The sequence below is a fragment of the Streptomyces sp. NPDC051322 genome (assembly GCF_040689485.1).
Lineage (GTDB): Bacteria > Actinomycetota > Actinomycetes > Streptomycetales > Streptomycetaceae > Streptomyces.
Genome location: NZ_JBFBAK010000012.1, coordinates 65,008 through 82,984 on the forward strand (window position 1 = coordinate 65,008; position 17,977 = coordinate 82,984).

Here is a 17,977-nt window from a genome sequence, read left to right on the forward strand (position 1 = left end):
CGCCGCCCCCGCAGCCACTACACGACAAGCGGCTCCAGATCGCGGTTGAACCGCCGCGCATCGCTCGCGATGGCCACATAGGAATGGTCGTCCCCCAGCTGCCGCTGCAGTTCCGGCACGACCTCCGCCCGCAGCAGCTGTGCCTCCTCCTTGCGGCCCAGTGCGTCCAGCGAGACCGCCATGTTGGAGGCACTGGCCAGCGTCTCCGGGTGGTGCGCGCCGATGACCTCGCGGAGCGCGCCGACGGCGGCCCGTTCGATCCGCAGCGCCTGCTCCGGATCACCGAGGTCGGCGACGACGTTGGCGAGGTTGACCGTCGCGAAGAGCACCTGCGGGTGACGCTCGTTCAGCACCTCGCTCATCGCCCTGATCGCCCCCGAGAGCAGCGACTCCGCGCTGTCGAGCGAGCCGCAGGCCCACTGGTATATGCCCAGGTTGTTGATGGCGGTGAGGGTGTACGGATGCCGCTCGCCCGGCACCTTCAGATACTCGTCCACCACACCCTGGGCGGCGTCCCGGGCCGCCACCGCGTCGCCGGCGGCGAACAGGTCGGCCGCGAAGTTCAGCTCGCAGGCCAGCGTGTCCGGGTTGGCCGCGGCGTACTTGATGCGGTACCGGTCGCGGGTGGCCGCGGTCAGCCGCCGCGCGTCCTCCGTCCGGCCGGCCCTGCGCAGCGAAACGGCCAGGCTCTTGGCGGCGGCGAGGGTGCCGGGGAAGGTCCTGCCCAGTTGCTGCTTGAAGATGTCGTACGTACGGGCGAGCAGGGCGGCCGAGTCGTCGTACCGGCCGACCTCTCGCAGGTCGCGTGCCAGGTTCTGGGCGGAGGAGAGGGTGTACGGGTGTTCCGGGCCGAGCACCTCGGTGCGCCGGTCGTAGACGTCCTGGTCCATCTCCCGGGCGCGGGCGTACTCCCCGGCGATCCGCAGGTTCAGTGCCAGGTTGTTGGCGGCCGCGAGGGTCCTCGGATGGGACTCGTCGAAGATCTCCTTGAACCCCTCGTACGCCTCGGTCGCCAGCGTCATGGCCCTGCTGTACTCGCCGAGCGCGCCGAGGTCCATGGCCAGGGCGCTGGTGGTCATGTAGGTGTGCGGATGCGAGGGGCCGAGCTCGGGCAGCTGGGCCCGCTGGCGCTCCAGCGTCTCCTCGTCGAGCTCCATCGCCTCCACATAACGGCCGCGTGAGCGGAGGATGTTGGAGAGGTGGAAGCGCAGGTAGAGATACTGCAGATCATTGCTGCCGAGTTGCTCGCGCCAGACCTCACGCAGTTCCCCGGCGAGCGCGGCTGCCGTGACGAAATCGCCCCGCTTCCACAGGTAACGCACCCGGTCGATCATCAGCCGGCGGGTTTCGGGTTCCTTGCAGAGCCTCGCCTCGGACGGGCCCAGGTGCGGCCAGATGGGAGCGAAATCCGGCCAGGTGTCGGGGTTGTCTATCGGTTCGTCGCCATCAGGTCTGGCGCCCGCGAGGATCCGGTGCACGGCGTGCCGTGCCTCGTTGCGCTCCTCCTGGCTGAGCTGAGCCTTGATGACGGCCTGCACCAGCCGGTGCACCTGGATGGAACCGCCCACCTGGTCCACCTTGGCCAGCGCGAAGCGGCCGATCTCCCGGATGACCCGGCCCAGTACCAGCTTCTCCTGGAGGGTGGCGTCGTACGGCTTGAGCGCGTCGATCATCTCCCTGCTGTAGAGCAGCTTGGCGGAGATCGGCTCGGGGGCGAAGAAGGCACAGAGCTGGAGCAGTCGCACCGCGGCGGGCGAGCGCTCCTTGAGACGGGCGATGGACACGTTCCAGGTGGCGGCCACCGGTTCCGGGTAGCCGGCCGGCTGGTTGAGCCCGAGGACGCTCTCGGCCTCCTGGGCGAGCTGCTCCAGATAGGTGTTGACGGGGGTGGCGGTCTCCGCGATCCAGGCGGCCGCCTGCTCGACGGCCAGCGGCAGGTCGCCGACCGCTTCCGCCACCCGCGCGGCGTCCTCGGCGGACAGGCCGGGGGCCCGGCGCTGGAGGTGTTCGACGGACTCCTCGCGGAGGAAGACGTCCACCGGCAGCGCGTCCCCGTACTGCGACCAGGTCTGGTTCCGTGAGGTCACCAGCACATGGCCCGGGCCGCCCGGCGGGAAGAACCGCTTGAGCTGCTCCGGGTCGTCGGCGTTGTCGAAGACCAGCAGCCAGCGCGGGGTGGGCACTCCGCGCCGCAGCAGATCGATGGCCTCCTGGGAGGCCGCGGCCATGTCGTCGGCGCCCTGCGTCCCCAGCCGGACTGCCAGCTCGGCGAGGCCGGCCACCACATCGTCGGTCTGCTCGGCGGAGATCCACCACACCAGGTCGTAGTCGGCCATGAAGCGGTGCACGTATTCGAGAGCCACCTGGGTCTTGCCGACCCCACCGAGTCCGTACAGCGTCTGCGGCTGCGGCAGTACCACAGCCACGCCGCCGCCGAGCTGGTCGCGCATCCGCTCCAGGACCATGGAACGCCCGGTGAAGCCGGAGTTGCGGGGTGGTGCGTTCCAGATCTTCGGTACGGTCCCCGGGAAACGCGGCCCGGGGGACATCGCACCGTCGGCGAGCTGCACCGGCCGGTCCACCGCCCGCAACAGGGCCGCGGTGGCGTGCACTTCGTCCAGCCGGAAGAGGTCCACCGGGTTGCGGTCGATGTAGGGCGTGGTCAGCCGTACGTCGCCGACGCGCAGCGGCAGCAGATGCCGGCGGGTCCCGGACGGGTCCTCGGCCGCAGAGCGCTGCCAGACCTCCACGGCGCGGGCCGACTTGAGGTAGGCGGTGGACAGGACGACGACCGTACGGGCGGCGCCCTCGGCGGCCGCGGTCTCCGCGTCGGACGGCCCCGCCTCCGCGGACACGTCGCGCGGTACCACCCGGAAGCCGGCCCGGGTGAGCACCGACTCGATCCAGTCGGCCCACATCCGGTTCTCGGCCACATAGCTGAGCAGCAGATCGGCGGGGAGCGCGGGGCGGCGGCGGGTGAAAGCGTCCCTGATACGGAGCCTGGTCTCCTCGGGGATCGATGGCATCGCGGTGACCTGCTGGTCGGTGACGACGGCGACCAGCCGTTCGAAGGCGGAGAGCAGCGAGTTGGTGAGCCCGGCCTCGTCGCCGAAGGTCGCCAGCGTCTCCTCGTAGGCGTAGTAGGGGCGGTACGGGATCTCCACCGCGCCCCAGTAGGCGGTGAGTTCCTCGCCGGACAGTCCGCGCGGCAGTCCGTCGAACCGGAGCCTGGCCAGCGCCCGCCCGGCGTCGGCCTTCTCCTTCTCGCCCTCGTCGATGCGCATGGGCACCGGCAGGATCTGGATGCCGCGGCCGCCGTCGTGCTTGTCGATCTGCCGGGCGACCGCGGCGGCGCCGTCGATGGACTGGTCGCTGAGGGTGAAGCAGTCCACCAGGGCGTCCGGCAGATGGACCGTGCAGATGTCGGCGATGTCGCTCAGACCGGTCCGGCTGTCGATGAGGACGTAGTCGTAGTTGGCCTTCATGTCGTCGCGCAGAGCGTCGAAGAAGTGGCCGCCGCCGAGCCGGTCGTAGAAGTTGTCCCAGTCGAACGTGGAGACGGTGGCGGAGTATTCGCGGTTCTGCCGGCCCGCCGACACGAAGTCGAGAGTGCCTCCGTCGGGGAACTCCCAGCCGAGCGTTTCCGGGGTCAGCGAGACCGCGTGCTGCTGGATCCGGGCGTAGTCCCGGTGCCAGTCGTCGGGCCGGGCGACTGGGCTGGTCGCGGCCCAGGCGTACTCGGTGATCAGATCGATGATCCCGGTGGTCGCGCCGAGAGTGGACGGGTCGAGGAAGGGGTGGAAGAAGCGGTAGAGACCGGGTGCCTCCAGGTCCCAGTCGACCGCGAGGACGCGTTTGCCGTTCGCGGCGAGGATCCAGGCCGTGTTGGCCAGGGCCATGGTCCTGCCGGTGCCCCCCTTGTAGGAATAGAAGGTGACGATGCGTCCGTCACGCCCTGCCGTCATCCGTGTCCTCCGCATCGAGCGCGTTGTCGTGCGTACCGGGTATGAAGTGGGTGGTGGCCTGTTCGGTGGCCATCGGGCCGATGAGCCGCGGTCGTTCGCTGTGGCCGCCGCCGCCCGGCGGGTAGACCACGGCGTGTTTCAGGTACTGCTGGGCGGCCGCCTCCACGACCTGGGGCAGGATCTGGCCGAAGGCCTCCATGCTCGGCACCCCCTTGGCCGCGGCGCGCGATGCCGCGCGGCCCTGTTGCATCTTGGACGGCATGGTGGCTTCGAGCCGGGCGCTGAGTTCGGCTTCGGATGCTCTGCTCTGGTGGTCGTCGCGGTTCCACGGGACCACCACACTCACCCAGGGGCGGTTCTCCGAGTCGAAGGCGGCGAGCCGCCTGCGCCGCTCCTCGTCGTGCAGCGCCCAGCGGTCGACGAGCAGGACCTCGGGGCGTGACGGGGGCTGTTTCCCGTCGAGATGGAGCACCTCCTCGTCGAAGGAGGTCACCGTCGCCTGGTAGTTGAGCGAGCGCACCAGATCCTCGGCCAGTCTGGCCAGCGGTCTGGCGGAGTCCGGCTGGTACGGATTCCAGTCCAGCGGGGTGTCCCCGTAGTACTCGGCGTGCCGCCCGTCGGGCAGATCGTGCCGGGTGGGCGCCGCGACGGTCAGCTGCATCGGGCGCGGGCCGGGACTCGGCGGGCCGAAGGCGCTGGGCGCGAGCCGGTAGTCGACGGGGCGGCCGGGGCCGACGTCCGACGCGTCGGCGACACTCACGATCCGTTTGGCCAGTTCGTAGACGGCCCGTTCGTACTCCTCGGCGAATATCCGGAGCTTGATCAGTCCGTACAGGCCGTCGGTCACGTACCGGTCGCCGAAGGCCCGGTGGTTGAACTGCAAACGCTCGGCGGGGCCCGGTAGTTGGTGCGGCGGCACCGGCACCCAGAGGGCAGGCACGATCGCCTCGGTGGTGCGGTTGGAACGGGCCTGGTGCTGGATGGCCCGCTGGGCGAAGGCGTACCACTCCTTGCCGCACATCTCACTGACGAAATAGCGCGGCGAGAAGAGCGGGACGAACACCCGGCAGGTGGCGAGGACCTCACCGAGCCGCTCGGACCAGCCCTCTCCAGAACGTAACTCCCTGTCCATGAAGCCGGCCGGGGCTCCGGCGGGCAGATCGGTCATGGCCATCACATGGCCGCAGAGGTCACGGTAGAGCCGCTCGACCCACATGTCGGGATCCGGCCCCACGGCGCCGTGCTTGGGCGTGTGCGCATAGCTGAGAAAGAAGTACGGCCTGTGGTTCGCCGCTCTCGGCTGTTCTGTTGCTGCCAACTGGCCCCCCGTCCTCCAAGAAGACATCATTCCGGAGCGGACCGGCTCCACCCCGTCGACGTTCGGTCAATCAACGCCGCTTTTCAGTCATCCACTTCACCGCGTGGTCCACGGCCTCCCCGATCCGCACCACCATGGCCGCCGCATTGCCCAGCTTTCCCTCCCGGACCTTCATCCGGGGGAAGTCCGCACCGATCAGTTCGAAATCGCTGTCGTCGAGTGCGATGTCCTGGTATTCGAACCATGCGCGCCGTCCGTTCCTGCGGATCACACAGCGGTACGTCGTCAGCGGGATATGCGGAATGCGGTATTCGGCCAGGTGGTATTCGGCCAGGTGGAACGAGGTGCACACCTCGAATCCCACATTGATCATCAGTTCGTCGGCCCCGGCTTCCAGCAGTTTCCCGAGTGGTGACTTCTCACCGAGGTGGCTGTCCAGCGGATGCCCCTCTACCAGCTCCCGGGCCTGCGCGCCCAGCGCGGCGAACGAGGTCTGCGGGTGCGCACTGCGCCGTGCGCCTTCGGTACGCCGGACGCATTCAGCCAGCCGGCCCATCCCCAGGCACGGTGTCAGGCCGGGATCGAAAGGCGGCATCGAGGCCAGGAACGCGGCCCGTTCACGCGCGGTCAGGCCCGTCACCTGCCGCAGATGGGCCGAGGACGTCGTGGAGTTCTCCGGCGTGAAGGCCGGTACCACCAGGGTGCCCTGGTCCCCCAGGACGTCCAGCAGCGCGTCGCGCAGCGTTCCGGCGCGCAGTGCGGTGCCGCCCAGGGATGCGTGCACGAGCAGCGTCGCGCCGCGTGTCACCCCGAGGGCGCTCAGCTCGTCGGCCAGCCGGGCCCGGTCAGTCACGAACTGTCCCTTCCCACTCGTCCCGGAGGGCGGCCACCAGGCTCTTGCCGCTGACCGTCAGCTCGGCCGCCCCCTGGAGAACTTCCAGCGCGGACCGGATCTGCGCCCGGGCGCCGCCCCGCTGTTCTCCCGGGTCTTCTCCCGCGCGCTTGCGGTATGCGGCGAGCGCGACGCCCTCGAACACCCCGGCCAGCAACCGGGAGACCGGCAGCGGATCCGGCTGCCAGGGCACCGGGTGCAGCCAGCCGCCGTCCTGGGCGTAGAGGTCGGTGACGTCGAGCAGGGCCCGCAGTTTCGCCCGGCGCAGGGCGCGCAGCAGGCCTTCCGGGGTGAGCTCCCGCGCGGCGATGCCCAGGGCGCCGGGTCCGTGCCGTCCGACCCGGGGTTCGCCGGTGGCCAGCGGGGTCACCGTGGTCAACCGGGCCGCCGCCTCATCGGCCTGTCCGGGGACGGCCTCGCGCAGCGCCGACCAGGCTCCGGCCAGCCGGCGGCTCCAGTCGGCGGCCTCGGCCAGGCCGAGGCGTGGGGTGACCGGTGTGCCATAGCAGTCGCGGTACGGATCGAGGTCGTCCAGGAAGAGGTCCGGCGCGCCGTCCCTGCCGAGTCGGCGCACCGGCTGCCAGCCGTCCGTGATCTCCTCGGGGCGGACCACCCGGTGCTCGGTGTGCCCGAGCCGCACCAGGAACCCCTTCTCGACGCGGCGCACCACCGCGTGCCCGCTGTCCCCCGGTGCCGCGAGCCGTAAAGCTCCCAGCGTGGGCAACTGGAGCAGGCCGTCGTCGTAGGCCACGGTGACCGGGGTGTCGGCACCACCGCGTACCGCTGCGGCCGCGACGTACGCGGCCAGCCGGTCCGATGGCCCGAAGTCCCCCCGCTGCACGGCCTCGGCGGCGCCGAGGAGCCAGCTGCGGGCGTAGGGATGGCCGATCACGGTGTCGAAGATGCCGTCGGAGCGCTGGTCCACCCGGCCCGCGAGTTCCCAGGCCTCCGCCCACCGCTCGCCGCCCCGGCCGTCCAGATCGGCGTGCAGATGAGCCAGCAGCGTGCGGGAGAGGGACAGTTGCGCGGCGTCCAGTTCGACCGGGTCCGCGATGGCCGGCGCGGTCATCGCGGCGGCGGTGCGGGTCTCGATACCGTGCACCAGCGCCGCCAGGTCGGTGCAGTAGACACTCTCGTGGTCGAAGGACCGGTCGCGGTAGCGGTGGGTGTAGAGGCCTCCCCCGCAGGACCGGACGACCGGGCACTGCCGGCACTTCTCGCCGACCCCCGCGAGACCCAGCTGGCGGGCCCTTATCCCGGGGTGCGCGGCGACCTCGTCGAAGGCATGGGTGAACACGTCGAACCCGGTGAACGCGGCGCCCTCGTAGGCGCTCTTCAGAGAGTCGACCTGTTCCAGCGTGCCGTCGGTCTCGACCACCACGAGATCGGTGGGGGCGAGGCCCAGCGACTCGGTGAGGCTGGGGCCGCCGTTCAGCGTGGAGAGCACCGATTCGAAGAGCCGGACCGGGATCTGCCGCCCCTGCGCATCCCACCGGTCGAAGACCGTCAGGATCCAGTCCGCGTAGGCGGTGGGTGAACCGGCAGGCCGGTGCGGAGGGTCGTCCCAGGTGGCGTGCGGAAGCAGGAAGTCGATACGCGGCGGGGCGAGAGCGGTCAGTGCGTCGTATACGGCGACGGGATCGTTCCGCACGTCGATGGTGCAGAGCAGGCCGAGATCGAGGTGGGCGTACCGCTCCTGACGCAGCAGTTCCACGGCTCTGAGCACGAGTGGGTGACTACTGCGGCCGTCGGCGAAGCGACGGTGGCGGTCGTTGGATTCCTGGTCGCCGTCGAGAGAGATACCGACGCGGACCTGGAATTCGCTGAAAAGTTCGAGGTAGCGCGGGCTGAGCTGCAGCCCGTTGGTGTGGATCCGGAGATCGAGCTCCGCGACGCCCTCCAGGGCCTCGGTGAGCTCCTCACAGATGCGGCGCAGTCGCGCGGGACCCGCCAGTAGTGGCTCCCCTCCGTGCAGGATCACTGACACGGAGGGCAGGGCATGGGTCCTGGCATGCTCCGCCAGTCGCAGAGCCGTCCAGTGAATCGCCTCGTCAGAGATTGCTTTCGGGCGAGTACGCCAGCTCTGATCTGCGTGTTCGTAGATATAGCAGTGGTCACAGGCCAGATCACATCTGCTGTGGACCTTGAGAACGATCTCGCGGAAGGGGACCAGGGGTCCTGTCATTCCGCCAGTTTAGAGGGCCGACCGGTCTAGAGCGCCGAGTTGAAGGTCGAGGTCCTCATCGGGCGGCCGTTCGACGTGACGAGCACCCTGCCGAGCTGCTTGGCGGCCTCGGCCCCGCGCACATCGATCTCGGACAGCGGAACGCGTGGCTTCTTCGCCGCGGCGAAGGAGGCGGAAGTTACGGACATGGTGGCGACCGTCCTTGAAGGATGTTTTCCGGACATGGGCTGGAATACCGATACATGCACCGTTGCAGTGTCGGCGGGTCGACTTTACTCTCATGCAGACCGAAGGCAACTGAGCGCCACCAGCGGTAACAAGCGCATTGCGTCGCATGCCTTCCGGAAATATGGAAGTCACCATTCCACCTAAAGAGTGAAGACTTGGGCCGGGCGGTCCGAAGTCGCAGACGGGGGTTCACGTGACGGCGTTACCCGGTCCCGGACGGAGCATGGTCTTCCGGAATGCCGATCTGCCCGCGTTGTTCCATCGCGCCGACGGTCTGGCCATCGCCAGACAAGGAGAGGCGGTGGGCTCCACCCGCGCTCAACTGGTTCTTCTGGTGGTGGGGGCCGCGCTGGCAGCGGTGCCCTGGCAGGTGGAGCTGGGCGGCGGACTGCAGGCGTTCGGCGTGCTGCCCGCGGTGGCGTACGCCGGGGTGCTGCTGCTGACCTTCAGCACGTCCCGGCGCAAGGCGAAGTCCCAGTGGCAACTCAACCGTTCCGCAGCGGACTTCATCAAGTCGATGTGCTGGCGCTACGCCGTGCACGGTGCGCCCTTCGACGCCGAATCCCCTGACGCCGACGTCTTGTTCACCTCCCGGGTCGAGGAACAGCTCGAGGAGTTGCGGACGGTGGGCTGGACCCTCGAGTCACCGGACGACGACCTGATAACACCTCAGATGCGGGTGCTGCGCGCCAAGTCGTTCGAGGTGCGCAAGGAGACCTACGTACGGGACCGGCTGATCGAGCAGCGCAACTGGTACCGCCGCAAGCAGGAGGTGTCCCTGCTGGCGACCGCGCTGTGGTCGAGCGCCTTCGCCCTGCTCGTCCTGGTCGCGCTGATCCTGGGGGTGCTGCGGGCCTTTTCGGTGACCGAGAACACCGCGGTGGCCGGGGTACTTTCCGCCACGGCCGCCTCCGGGGTGGCCTGGGGCGAGTTCCGCCGCCATCAGCCGCTGATCTCCGCTCATGCGCTGGTCGAGGAGAAGCTGAGGGCGCTGCACATCGCGATGGAGGGCCGGCTCACCGAGAAGCAGTGGTCGTCGGTGGTGTACGAGACCGAGCGGATCGTCTCGCCCCAGTACACCGAGTGGCTGGCCCGGCACGGGAGTTGACCCGCCCGGCCGCGGCTCCTCCCGCTAGTCGCGCTGGACTCCGTCGCGCCAGATGACCGTCACCGGTCTGCCCTTCCCGATGGCGTAGCTCACGATGTCGCCGGTACCACCGCGCCCGCGGGCCGGCCGGCCGTCCCAGACCGCCACCAGGCGGTCGCAGTTGTCGGCGATATAGGTGCCCGCCGCGTAGTACGCCTCGTCCGTGGAATGGGCGAAGGCCATCCGGACCTCCTGGGTGGCCCGGCTTCTGAGCCACTGGTAGCGGGCGAGCTCGCCCTCGTCGTCGAAGCCCAGCTCGTAGTCGCCGCTGGGGATGACCGCCGTCAGTTCCGCACCGCATTCGAGCGCGATGCCGGCAAAGAGCTGGTCCGCGCCGGCCGCCAGGCTGGAGAGCGCCTCCAGGGAGCCCGAATGGCCGCACAGCAGGGCGTGCAGCGCGTCCTTCACATGAGTGACAGCCTCGTGCGGAATGCTGCGGTGCCCGGTCACTCCGATGCGTTTCATACGCCCCCGCCTTTTCCGAGCCCCCCGGCTCTCCCTCCGACATCCTCTCAAAAGTACGCAAGAGCCCCCACCCGGAGGACCGGGCGGGGGCCAGCTGCGGCCGGCAGCACTGCGGAGTACGGACCACCCGTCGGCGGACCGTCAGTAGACGCTGACTCCGTAGGCGTTGAGCGCTTCCGTGACGGGCTGGAAGAAGGTCGTGCCGCCCGACGTACAGTCGCCGCTGCCGCCGGAGGTGAGACCGAGGGCCTTGGAACCGGCGTAGAGCGGACCGCCGCTGTCACCGGGCTCCGCGCAGACGGTCGTCTGGATGAGGCCGGACACCACGTCACCGCCGCCGTAGTTGACGGTGGCGTTCAGCCCGGTGACCCTGCCGCTGTGGGTGCCGCTGGTGGAGCCGGTCCGGGTCACCGTCTGCCCCACGGTGGGGTTGCCCGCACTGGTGATGTCCTGACCGCCGACGGTGCCCGGGTGGGCCAGCGAGGTGTTGCTGTACTTCACGATGCCGTAGTCATTGCCCGGGAAGCTGGTGCCCGCCGTCGGACCGATGCTGGTGCTGTCCGACGCGTTCGTGTACCACGCGGGTGAGCCCTCGGTGCAGTGCCCCGCGGTGAGGAAGTAGTAGTTCGAGCCGCTGCGGACGTTGAAGCCGACCGAACAGCGCCACTGGGTGGTGTAGATCGGGTCGCCGCCCGACAGGAGCTCGTTGAAGGTGCCGGGCACGCGCTCGACGTGCACCGCACCGGCGTTGGCGCCGGCCTCGTGCATGATCCCGGAGATCTCGGCCTGGGAGACCGAGCTGTCCGCGGTGACGTGCAAGCTGCCGGTCGCTTTGTCGACGTACCAGGCGGTGCCTGCCACATTCGCGCTCTGTACCGCGGTGCTGGCTGCGGCCAGCTGCTGCGGGCTGTACGTCTTGGCCTGGTCGGCGTGGGCGGTGGGTACGGTCAGCGCGGCCGCGACGATCAGGCCGGAGGTGACGGCGATCAGCCGTGCACGTCTCGCGGAGCCGCTTTGGGGGGTGGTGAGCTTGATCCTCACTTCAGTTCCTTCCGAAGGGAATCGAGGGTCCGTCAGGGTGGGGGGACCCGGAGGCGCAGCCAGCAGGACCGGACGGTGTGTTTCCGCCGTGCCCCTGACAAGCGCTTTCCGGGAGTACAACGCGAACCGGCCATCAGGCGCAAGGGCGCCTTTCGGCCGGGCGCACAGGCGACGCACAGCGGCGCCCGTGCTGCCCGGTGAGAACCGTGCGTTCTCCTGCCGGGACGTCAATCGGGAGGGTGTTGCCGGGTGGTGGGAAAGGACAGATGACGTGCGCATCGGCGAAGACAGGCCACAGCGAACCGTCGTCCTCGGTGGCGACCTGGAGCGCGTGCTCGTCGCCCCCGATGCGGAAGGCCGGTTCACCGGTGAGGCCGAGCCCGCGGTCGCGGCCATCGGCGTTCGGGACCCGGACGGTGCGGCGCTCGGCGTAGGGCCGGAAGACCCCGGGCAGCACCCACCTCGGCTCGTACGCGGAGGCATCGATCCCGGCGAAGGCCCGCCGGGCCGCGGACGAGGGATCCCAGCCCCGTATCGCCCAGAGCCCCTCGCGGTACACCACGACCAGATGCCGTTCCCCCTGGGCCAGACGGGCGGATGCGGCCGGTACGTGGTCGGCGGTGAGCACTGCCCGGCCGGTGAACGGCTCTCCGTCCAGGGTCAGTCCGTCCTCCGCGGTGGCAGTCAGCACCACCGCGTCGCGGGCCGCCTCCCCATGGCCCGCAACGGCCGGAATTAGTCCCTCCGCCGCGTCGTCGAGCCAGTGGGTGCCGGTGAGCGCGAGCGGGCCGTACGGCGCGGAGACGGTCGTGGTGCGCTGTTCGTGCCAGTCGGCCCAGTCAGCGGCCGCCGTGTCCTGACCGCCACCCGGACCGCCGGCGCCGCCCGTGCTGTTCGCGTCGTCCGCGCCCGCGCCCATGCGCTCCACCCTTCCGTCACCCGTACGTCTCAGCCGTCACCCAGACGGTCCCGAAAGATCTTATTTTCATTACGTCAGCAGTCCTGCGTAGGAATAATCCTGACGAACCGCCACAAGTTCTGCACCAGTACCGTCACGAATGCCCTCCGCTCTGCTTATCCGCTTGGCGCGCGATCCGCATCATGGACGACCATAGGGATGCGGAACGCAGACGGACCGCGGGTGAAAGGAGGCGTCCATGGGATCGGTACGCAAGGCGAGTGCCTGGCTGGGCCTTGTCGAGGACAACGACGACGACCGCTACTACGACGACGAGTACGCGGAGGGAGCGGCGACCGCTGCCCCCGCCGAGGCATGGGTGACCGACCCCCGGGTCCGCGTCGCCGCCGAGTCGGCACAGGAGAAGAGCCGCCGGATCGCCACGATCACTCCGGACAGCTTCCGGGACGCCCGGAGCATCGGTGAGATGTTCCGCGACGGCGTACCGGTGATCGTGAACCTCACCGCCATGGAGCCCGCGGACGCCAAGCGGGTGGTGGACTTCGCCGCCGGACTGATCTTCGGCCTGCGCGGTTCCATCGACCGGGTCGCGACCCGGGTCTTCCTGCTGACGCCCGCCGACACCCGGATCGTCAGCGGGGACGCCGCGGGCCGGCCCACCGAGGGCGGCTTCTTCAACCAGAGCTGAGCAGGGCGCTCGCCGGTCGGTCCGGCCGCCGGAGTGTGTGGCTACCGGAGTGTGTGGCTACCGGAACGCGTCGAGACCGGTGAGCGCCTTGCCCAGCACCAGCTGATGCATCTCCACCGTGCCCTCGTAGGTGAGGACCGACTCGAGGTTGGTGGCGTGCCGCATCACCGGGTACTCCAGCGAGATGCCGTTCGCGCCGAGGATGGTGCGCGAGGTACGGCAGATCTCGATCGCCTCCCGCACGTTGTTGAGTTTCCCGAAACTGACCTGCTCCGGCCGGAGCCTCCCGGCGTCGAGCCGGCGCCCCAGGTGATGCGCGAGCAGAATCCCCTTGTGCAGTTCCACCGCCATGTCGGCGAGCTTGGCCTGGGTGAGCTGGAAGCCCCCGATCGGCCTGCCGAACTGTTCCCGGGTCTTCGCGTACTCGACCGCCGCCTCGAAGCTCGCCCGGGCGGCCCCCATCGCCCCCCAGACGATCCCGTAGCGCGCGTGGCTCAGGCAGCTGAGCGGCCCCTTGAGCCCGGTCACATCGGGCAGCACCGCGTCGGCCGGCAACCGCACGTCGTCCAGCACCAGCTCGCTGGTGACCGAGGCGCGCAGTGACCATTTGTGCTTGATCTCCGGGGCCGAGAAGCCGGGCGTGCCGGCGGGCACGACGAATCCGCGGATGCCGTCGTCGGTCTGCGCCCAGACGACCGCGACGCCCGCCACTGATCCATTGGTGATCCACATCTTCCGGCCGGTCAGCACCCAGTCGTCACCGCTGCGCCGTGCGGATGTCCGCATGCCGGCGGGGTCGGAACCGTGGTCGGGCTCGGTGAGGCCGAAGCATCCGATGACCTCGCCGGCCGCCATGCCGGGCAGCCACTGCTTTTTCTGGTCCTCTGAGCCGAAGCGGTGAATCGCGTACATGGCGAGCGAGCCCTGTACGGAGACCAGTGAGCGGATCCCGGAGTCGGCCGCCTCCAGTTCCAGGCAGGCGAGGCCGTACTGGACCGCGCTGGCGCCCGCGCAGCCGTACCCCTGCAGTGACATGCCGAGCGCGCCGATGGAACCGAGTTCCCTGGCGAGTTCCCTGATGCCGGGCAGCTCGCCCTGCTCGTACCACTCGGCGATATGGGGCAGGACGCGGTCGGCCGCCCAGGACCGGACGGTGTCGCGGATCGCGAGGTCGTCGTCACCGAGCAGGTCGTCCAGACCGATGGGGTCGGTGGGGTCGAAGGGCGGCAGCTTCGAAGATGCGGACACGGGGATGCCTCCGGCGGCTCGCGCGGATAAAACTAGCAGTGTTAGTTACAGCCTGTGGTCGACGTTACGGCTCAACGCCCCGCCCGTCCAGAGCCGGCCGCCTCGGCGGGCGCCCGTCGCAGCCGGGGCGCTGCCTGGGCCGGCACCGATGCCTTGGCGGCGGGTTCGTCGGCCGGCGCGGAGGCCTGGGCGGCGGGCTCGTCCGCAGCCCCGCATTCCATCACGCGCGGCAGCCGCAGCGCGGCCAGCGCGCCGCACAGCAGCAGCCCCGCACTGACCAGCAGTGTCACATGCAACCCGTGCACGAAGGCTCCGCGCGCCGCGTTGCGCAGCGTCTCGCCGGCCGGGCCCCCGAGATGCCCGGCCACCTGGTAGGCCTCACCGAGCGAGTTCGATGCCTGATCGCTGGCGGGCGCGGGGACGCCGGGCACCGTGGCGAGCGCGGGCCCGTAGGCCGCATTCATGACGCTGCCGAGCAGGGCGATGCCCATACCGGCCCCGAGCTGGTAGGCGGTCTCGCCGATCGCCGCGGCGCCGCCCGCCCGGTCCGCGGGCGCGTCGCTGAGCATCGACTCGTAGGCGCCGAAGAGCGTGGCCTGCAGCCCGAAACCGAGCAGCACGAAGGCGACGGTGAGCAGCCACGGCCGGTCGTGGTCACCCATGGTCACCAGGCAGAGCACCGCGGCGGCGGTGAGCACGAAGCCCTGGCTGACCATCCGGCGCGGCCCGATCCGGCGCAGCGCGCAGGAGCCGGTGACGCCCGCGGTGATGGCGGCGAAGGTGAGCGGCAGCAGCCGCAGGCCGGTGGCGAGGGGGCTGAGGCCGAGCACCAGCTGGAGGTACTGGACCGCGATCAGTTCCAGGCCGACCAGTGCCAGCATGGCGAGGACGATGCAGCCGACCGCCGTGGTGAAGGTGGGCCGGGAGAACATTCGCATGTCGATCAGCGGGTGCGCCCGGCGTTCCTGCCGCCGGACGAACAGCACGAGCAACAGCAGGCCCAGGACCAGCGGGGCCAGCGTCTCGGGGCCGAGGAGTTCCTCGCCGGCGCCGATGCGCTTCACGCCGAACACCACACCGAGCACCCCGGCCGCTGCCATCAGCGCACCGAGCACGTCCCACGGGCCGTCGGCGCCGCCCTTCGACTCGGGCAGCAGCCAGCGGGCCACCGGCACCAGTACGAGCACCAGCGGGACGTTGATGAGGAAGACCGAACCCCACCGGAAGTTCTCGACCAGGAAACCTCCGAGGACCGGTCCGATGGCGGCACCGACCGCGGCCACCGCGGTCCAGGCCCCGATGGCCACCGCGCGCTCCCGGCGGTCCGGGAAGACCGCCCGGAGTATCGACAGCGTGGCCGGCATGATCATCGCTCCGCCGATGCCGAGCAGGGCACGGGCCCCGATCAGCATCTCCGGGCCGGCCGCGAACGCGGCGACGGCCGAAGCCGCACCGAAGAGCCCGTAGCCGATCAGCAGAACGCGCCGGCGGCCCACCCGGTCGCCCAGGGTGCCGAAGAGGATCAACAGGGAGGCACAGACCAGCGGATAGGCGTCGACGATCCAGAGCAGCTGGACGGCGCTGGGACGCAGGTCCTCGGTGACGGCCGGAACGGCGACATGCAGGACGGTGGCGTCCAGCGCGACCAGCAGCAGGCTGACGCAGAGGACGACGAGGACGGTCCAGCGGTTGGCACCGCCGGCGGCGCCGGCGCCTGTGCGCCTGCCGGTCATGGACGTCCCTGGCATGCACGTACCTCCCACAGTGATTCCCTCGCACCCGGCGGACCTGCGGGGACGGCGTGCGTCCACCGGGGCCCGGCGTCGACGGGCGAGTGAGTCGCCAGCGTACGCGACACCTTGCCGGTGTCCTGTGGCCCATCTCTCATCGGGCGGCCTCGACACCCTGCCGTACGCCGTACGGCAGGGTGCGGGTGATCTTGAAAACTCACCGCGCCGAGCACGGACGACCGGGAGAATTCCGCGTGAATCCCCGCCAGAAAAGGCCTTTACCGCAGGTCTGATAAAGCGAATGTAAGAAGCTTTCTCACATAAGGCGACAATCGCCGCCCACTATTCGACATTGCGTTGGAATAAGCCGGGCTGTGAGACATAGTCCACATCACATCGTCATCACAAAGAGACCGGAACGGCCAGGCGCGACACTCGCCCGCTGTAACGTCGATTGGGTGCGTATCGACCGAATCTTTGCCCGCCTGGACCGGGAGCCCGAGCCGCCGCGGCTGGAGATCCCGCGAATGAGCCGGCACCGGGTGGCCCTGCTGGGCGCGACGCTGGCGTTCTATCTCGCCATCGTGGTGGCCGTGCTGACCACGTCCTGGCTCGTGGAGCTGGACTGGAAGGTCATGCTCTTCCGGCCCTACCAGCAGTGGCCGCAGCTGCATGCCTTCCTCGACTACTTCGTGGTGCTCGGCCAGCGCGGCCCCACCGCGGTGATGGTCATGGCCTGGCTGGGCTGGCGTTCCTGGCGCCAGCACACGCTGCGCCCCCTGCTGACCCTGGGCGCCGCGCTGCTGCTGCTCAACGTCACCGTGGGCGCGGTCAAGCTCGGGCTCGGGCGCCTCGGCCCGCACTACGCCACCCAGATCGGTTCCGCCGAGCTCTTCGCCGGCGGCGATATATTTCCTTCCGGTCATACCGCGAACGCCGTGGTGACCTGGGGCATCCTCGCGTACCTGGCGACCACGCCCACGGCCAGGCGCTGGCTTTCGGTGGGCTCCGCTTCGCTGGCGCTCGGCGTCGGCGCGACGACCGTCTATCTCGGTACCCACTGGCTGAGCGACGTACTGCTCGGCTGGGCCGCCGGGCTGCTGATCCTGCTGGGACTGCCCTGGTGCGAGCCGCTGATCGGCCGTACCGAGACGGCGGTGCTCGCCTTCCGGGCACGGCTGCGCGAACGCGGGCGGCTTCGCGGGACCACCACCCCGGCCCCGGTGCCCGTCCCGGTCGCCGTCGGGTCCGCGCTGTCCCCTGCCGGGGACTCCCGCTCCGCTGCGACCGCCGGGGAGGAACCGGTCCTGGAGCCGGCGGGCGCCGCCGGGCGCTCGTCCGGCCCCACAGGCTCATCGCACCTCACCGCACCGCACCTCGCGGCGCCCCATGCCACTGCGCCGTATCCCACCACGACGCAATCGCCGCGGCCGCATACGCCCCGCTCCGAGCGGGCACCGGGGACTCCGGTGGTCAGCCGCCGGCCCTCGCACGCCGACCGCCCGGCACGGGGCAGTCAGGCCCGCCCGGTGCCGGGCGGCCCCGCGTAGGGCTCCGCCGAGAAGCGGGCCGACCTGGCTTGTCGGTCCGGTGGGTCAGCCGGGCCAGCAGCGGGTGACCGTGCCGTCGGTGACCTCGAAGTTGAGCCGGCCCCACAGGAACTCCATGGTGATGACCGAACCCGGCGGCAGGGATCTCACCGTGGTCCAGCCGCGCTCACGGGCCCGTTCCTCGGCGCGTGCGCCGTCGAGGCCCAGATAGCTGTCGGGGTCGTCGTCTGGCTGTACGGGAGGAGCCGGAATGGGTGCCATGGCACCCACCGTAGGCGCCCCGACGCCACGGGAAAAGCGCGGCGCCCCGGCCGCGACAGCACGACGGTACGGCTGACGCGTCACACTTCTGTCACAGGACCACGACCCTCTTCGGCCTCGACGGCTTCACTCGAATGGGCGTTCAGGACAAAGAAAAATCCAAGGGGACATCGGGCGAACACCGCATGGATTACTCTCCGGTAATTCGACCGCGAGCGCCCGGCGGCATACCGAGGAAGACAGCGCTCAATTTCTCGCCGGCCCACCACTCCGGAATGCCGCAGACGCAGACCGGCCCGGCATGAATTCACGGATCCCCTACACGATCCTCACGCCTCGC

At 70.0% G+C, this 17,977-nt stretch carries 14 protein-coding genes; 3 read left to right on the top strand and 11 right to left on the bottom strand.

What is annotated here, in order from left to right:
• Positions 1-17 precede the first annotated feature (17 nt).
• The 5 genes from fxsT to AB0436_RS26170 are packed head-to-tail and all read right to left on the bottom strand — an operon-like array spanning position 18 to position 8,548.
• Complete coding sequence (gene fxsT / locus AB0436_RS26150; protein ID WP_366470376.1) at positions 18-3,965, bottom strand: FxSxx-COOH system tetratricopeptide repeat protein; 3,948 nt, start codon at positions 3,963-3,965, stop codon at positions 18-20.
• Positions 3,949-5,313 (bottom strand): FxsC protein, encoded by a 1,365-nt coding sequence (gene fsxC, locus AB0436_RS26155; protein WP_366470377.1) that lies wholly within the window; start codon positions 5,311-5,313, stop codon positions 3,949-3,951. Before fsxC ends, fxsT begins: the two co-directional genes overlap by 17 nt.
• A gap of 40 nt (positions 5,314-5,353) precedes the next feature.
• A complete protein-coding gene (locus AB0436_RS26160; protein ID WP_366470378.1) occupies positions 5,354-6,136 on the bottom strand; it encodes an AAC(3) family N-acetyltransferase in 783 nt (260 codons plus the stop codon).
• Positions 6,129-8,360: a radical SAM/SPASM protein FxsB, inactivated metallohydrolase extension form gene (gene fxsB / locus AB0436_RS26165; protein WP_366470379.1), complete on the bottom strand. Its 2,232-nt coding sequence runs from the start codon at positions 8,358-8,360 to the stop codon at positions 6,129-6,131. Before fxsB ends, AB0436_RS26160 begins: the two co-directional genes overlap by 8 nt.
• Before the next feature lie 26 nt (positions 8,361-8,386).
• Positions 8,387-8,548, bottom strand: coding sequence for an FXSXX-COOH protein (locus AB0436_RS26170; protein ID WP_366470380.1), 162 nt, complete (start codon positions 8,546-8,548; stop codon positions 8,387-8,389).
• A 263-nt stretch (positions 8,549-8,811) separates the two neighbouring features.
• Here AB0436_RS26170 and AB0436_RS26175 point away from each other — a divergent pair, with 263 nt between their 5' ends.
• Complete coding sequence (locus AB0436_RS26175; RefSeq protein ID WP_366470381.1) at positions 8,812-9,696, top strand: DUF4231 domain-containing protein; 885 nt, start codon at positions 8,812-8,814, stop codon at positions 9,694-9,696.
• A 24-nt stretch (positions 9,697-9,720) separates the two neighbouring features.
• Here the strand turns inward: AB0436_RS26175 and AB0436_RS26180 are convergent, their stop codons facing one another.
• The 3 genes from AB0436_RS26180 to AB0436_RS26190 form a co-directional block, all read right to left on the bottom strand.
• Positions 9,721-10,200, bottom strand: coding sequence for a hypothetical protein (locus AB0436_RS26180; RefSeq protein ID WP_366470382.1), 480 nt, complete (start codon positions 10,198-10,200; stop codon positions 9,721-9,723).
• A gap of 141 nt (positions 10,201-10,341) precedes the next feature.
• Positions 10,342-11,241 (bottom strand): S1 family peptidase, encoded by a 900-nt coding sequence (locus AB0436_RS26185; protein ID WP_366470383.1) that lies wholly within the window; start codon positions 11,239-11,241, stop codon positions 10,342-10,344.
• Positions 11,242-11,374: 133 nt separating this feature from the next.
• Positions 11,375-12,160: a DUF1684 domain-containing protein gene (locus tag AB0436_RS26190; RefSeq protein WP_366470384.1), complete on the bottom strand. Its 786-nt coding sequence runs from the start codon at positions 12,158-12,160 to the stop codon at positions 11,375-11,377.
• A gap of 238 nt (positions 12,161-12,398) precedes the next feature.
• On the opposite strand from AB0436_RS26190, the gene sepF reads away from it, so the two are divergent.
• Positions 12,399-12,848, top strand: a complete 450-nt coding sequence (sepF, locus tag AB0436_RS26195) for a cell division protein SepF (RefSeq protein ID WP_366470385.1) — start codon at positions 12,399-12,401, stop codon at positions 12,846-12,848.
• Positions 12,849-12,905: 57 nt separating this feature from the next.
• Here the strand turns inward: sepF and AB0436_RS26200 are convergent, their stop codons facing one another.
• Both AB0436_RS26200 and AB0436_RS26205 read right to left on the bottom strand, forming a co-directional pair.
• Positions 12,906-14,096, bottom strand: a complete 1,191-nt coding sequence (locus AB0436_RS26200) for an acyl-CoA dehydrogenase family protein (RefSeq protein WP_366470386.1) — start codon at positions 14,094-14,096, stop codon at positions 12,906-12,908.
• Between the two features lie 71 nt (positions 14,097-14,167).
• The gene (locus AB0436_RS26205; RefSeq protein WP_366470387.1) at positions 14,168-15,844 is read right to left on the bottom strand and encodes an MFS transporter; all 1,677 of its coding nucleotides are present in this window, start codon (positions 15,842-15,844) and stop codon (positions 14,168-14,170) included.
• Between the two features lie 440 nt (positions 15,845-16,284).
• Here AB0436_RS26205 and AB0436_RS26210 point away from each other — a divergent pair, with 440 nt between their 5' ends.
• A complete protein-coding gene (locus AB0436_RS26210; protein ID WP_366470388.1) occupies positions 16,285-17,376 on the top strand; it encodes a phosphatase PAP2 family protein in 1,092 nt (363 codons plus the stop codon).
• Between the two features lie 45 nt (positions 17,377-17,421).
• Here the strand turns inward: AB0436_RS26210 and AB0436_RS26215 are convergent, their stop codons facing one another.
• A complete protein-coding gene (locus AB0436_RS26215) occupies positions 17,422-17,637 on the bottom strand; it encodes an I78 family peptidase inhibitor (protein WP_366470389.1) in 216 nt (71 codons plus the stop codon).
• Positions 17,638-17,977: the final 340 nt, after the last annotated feature.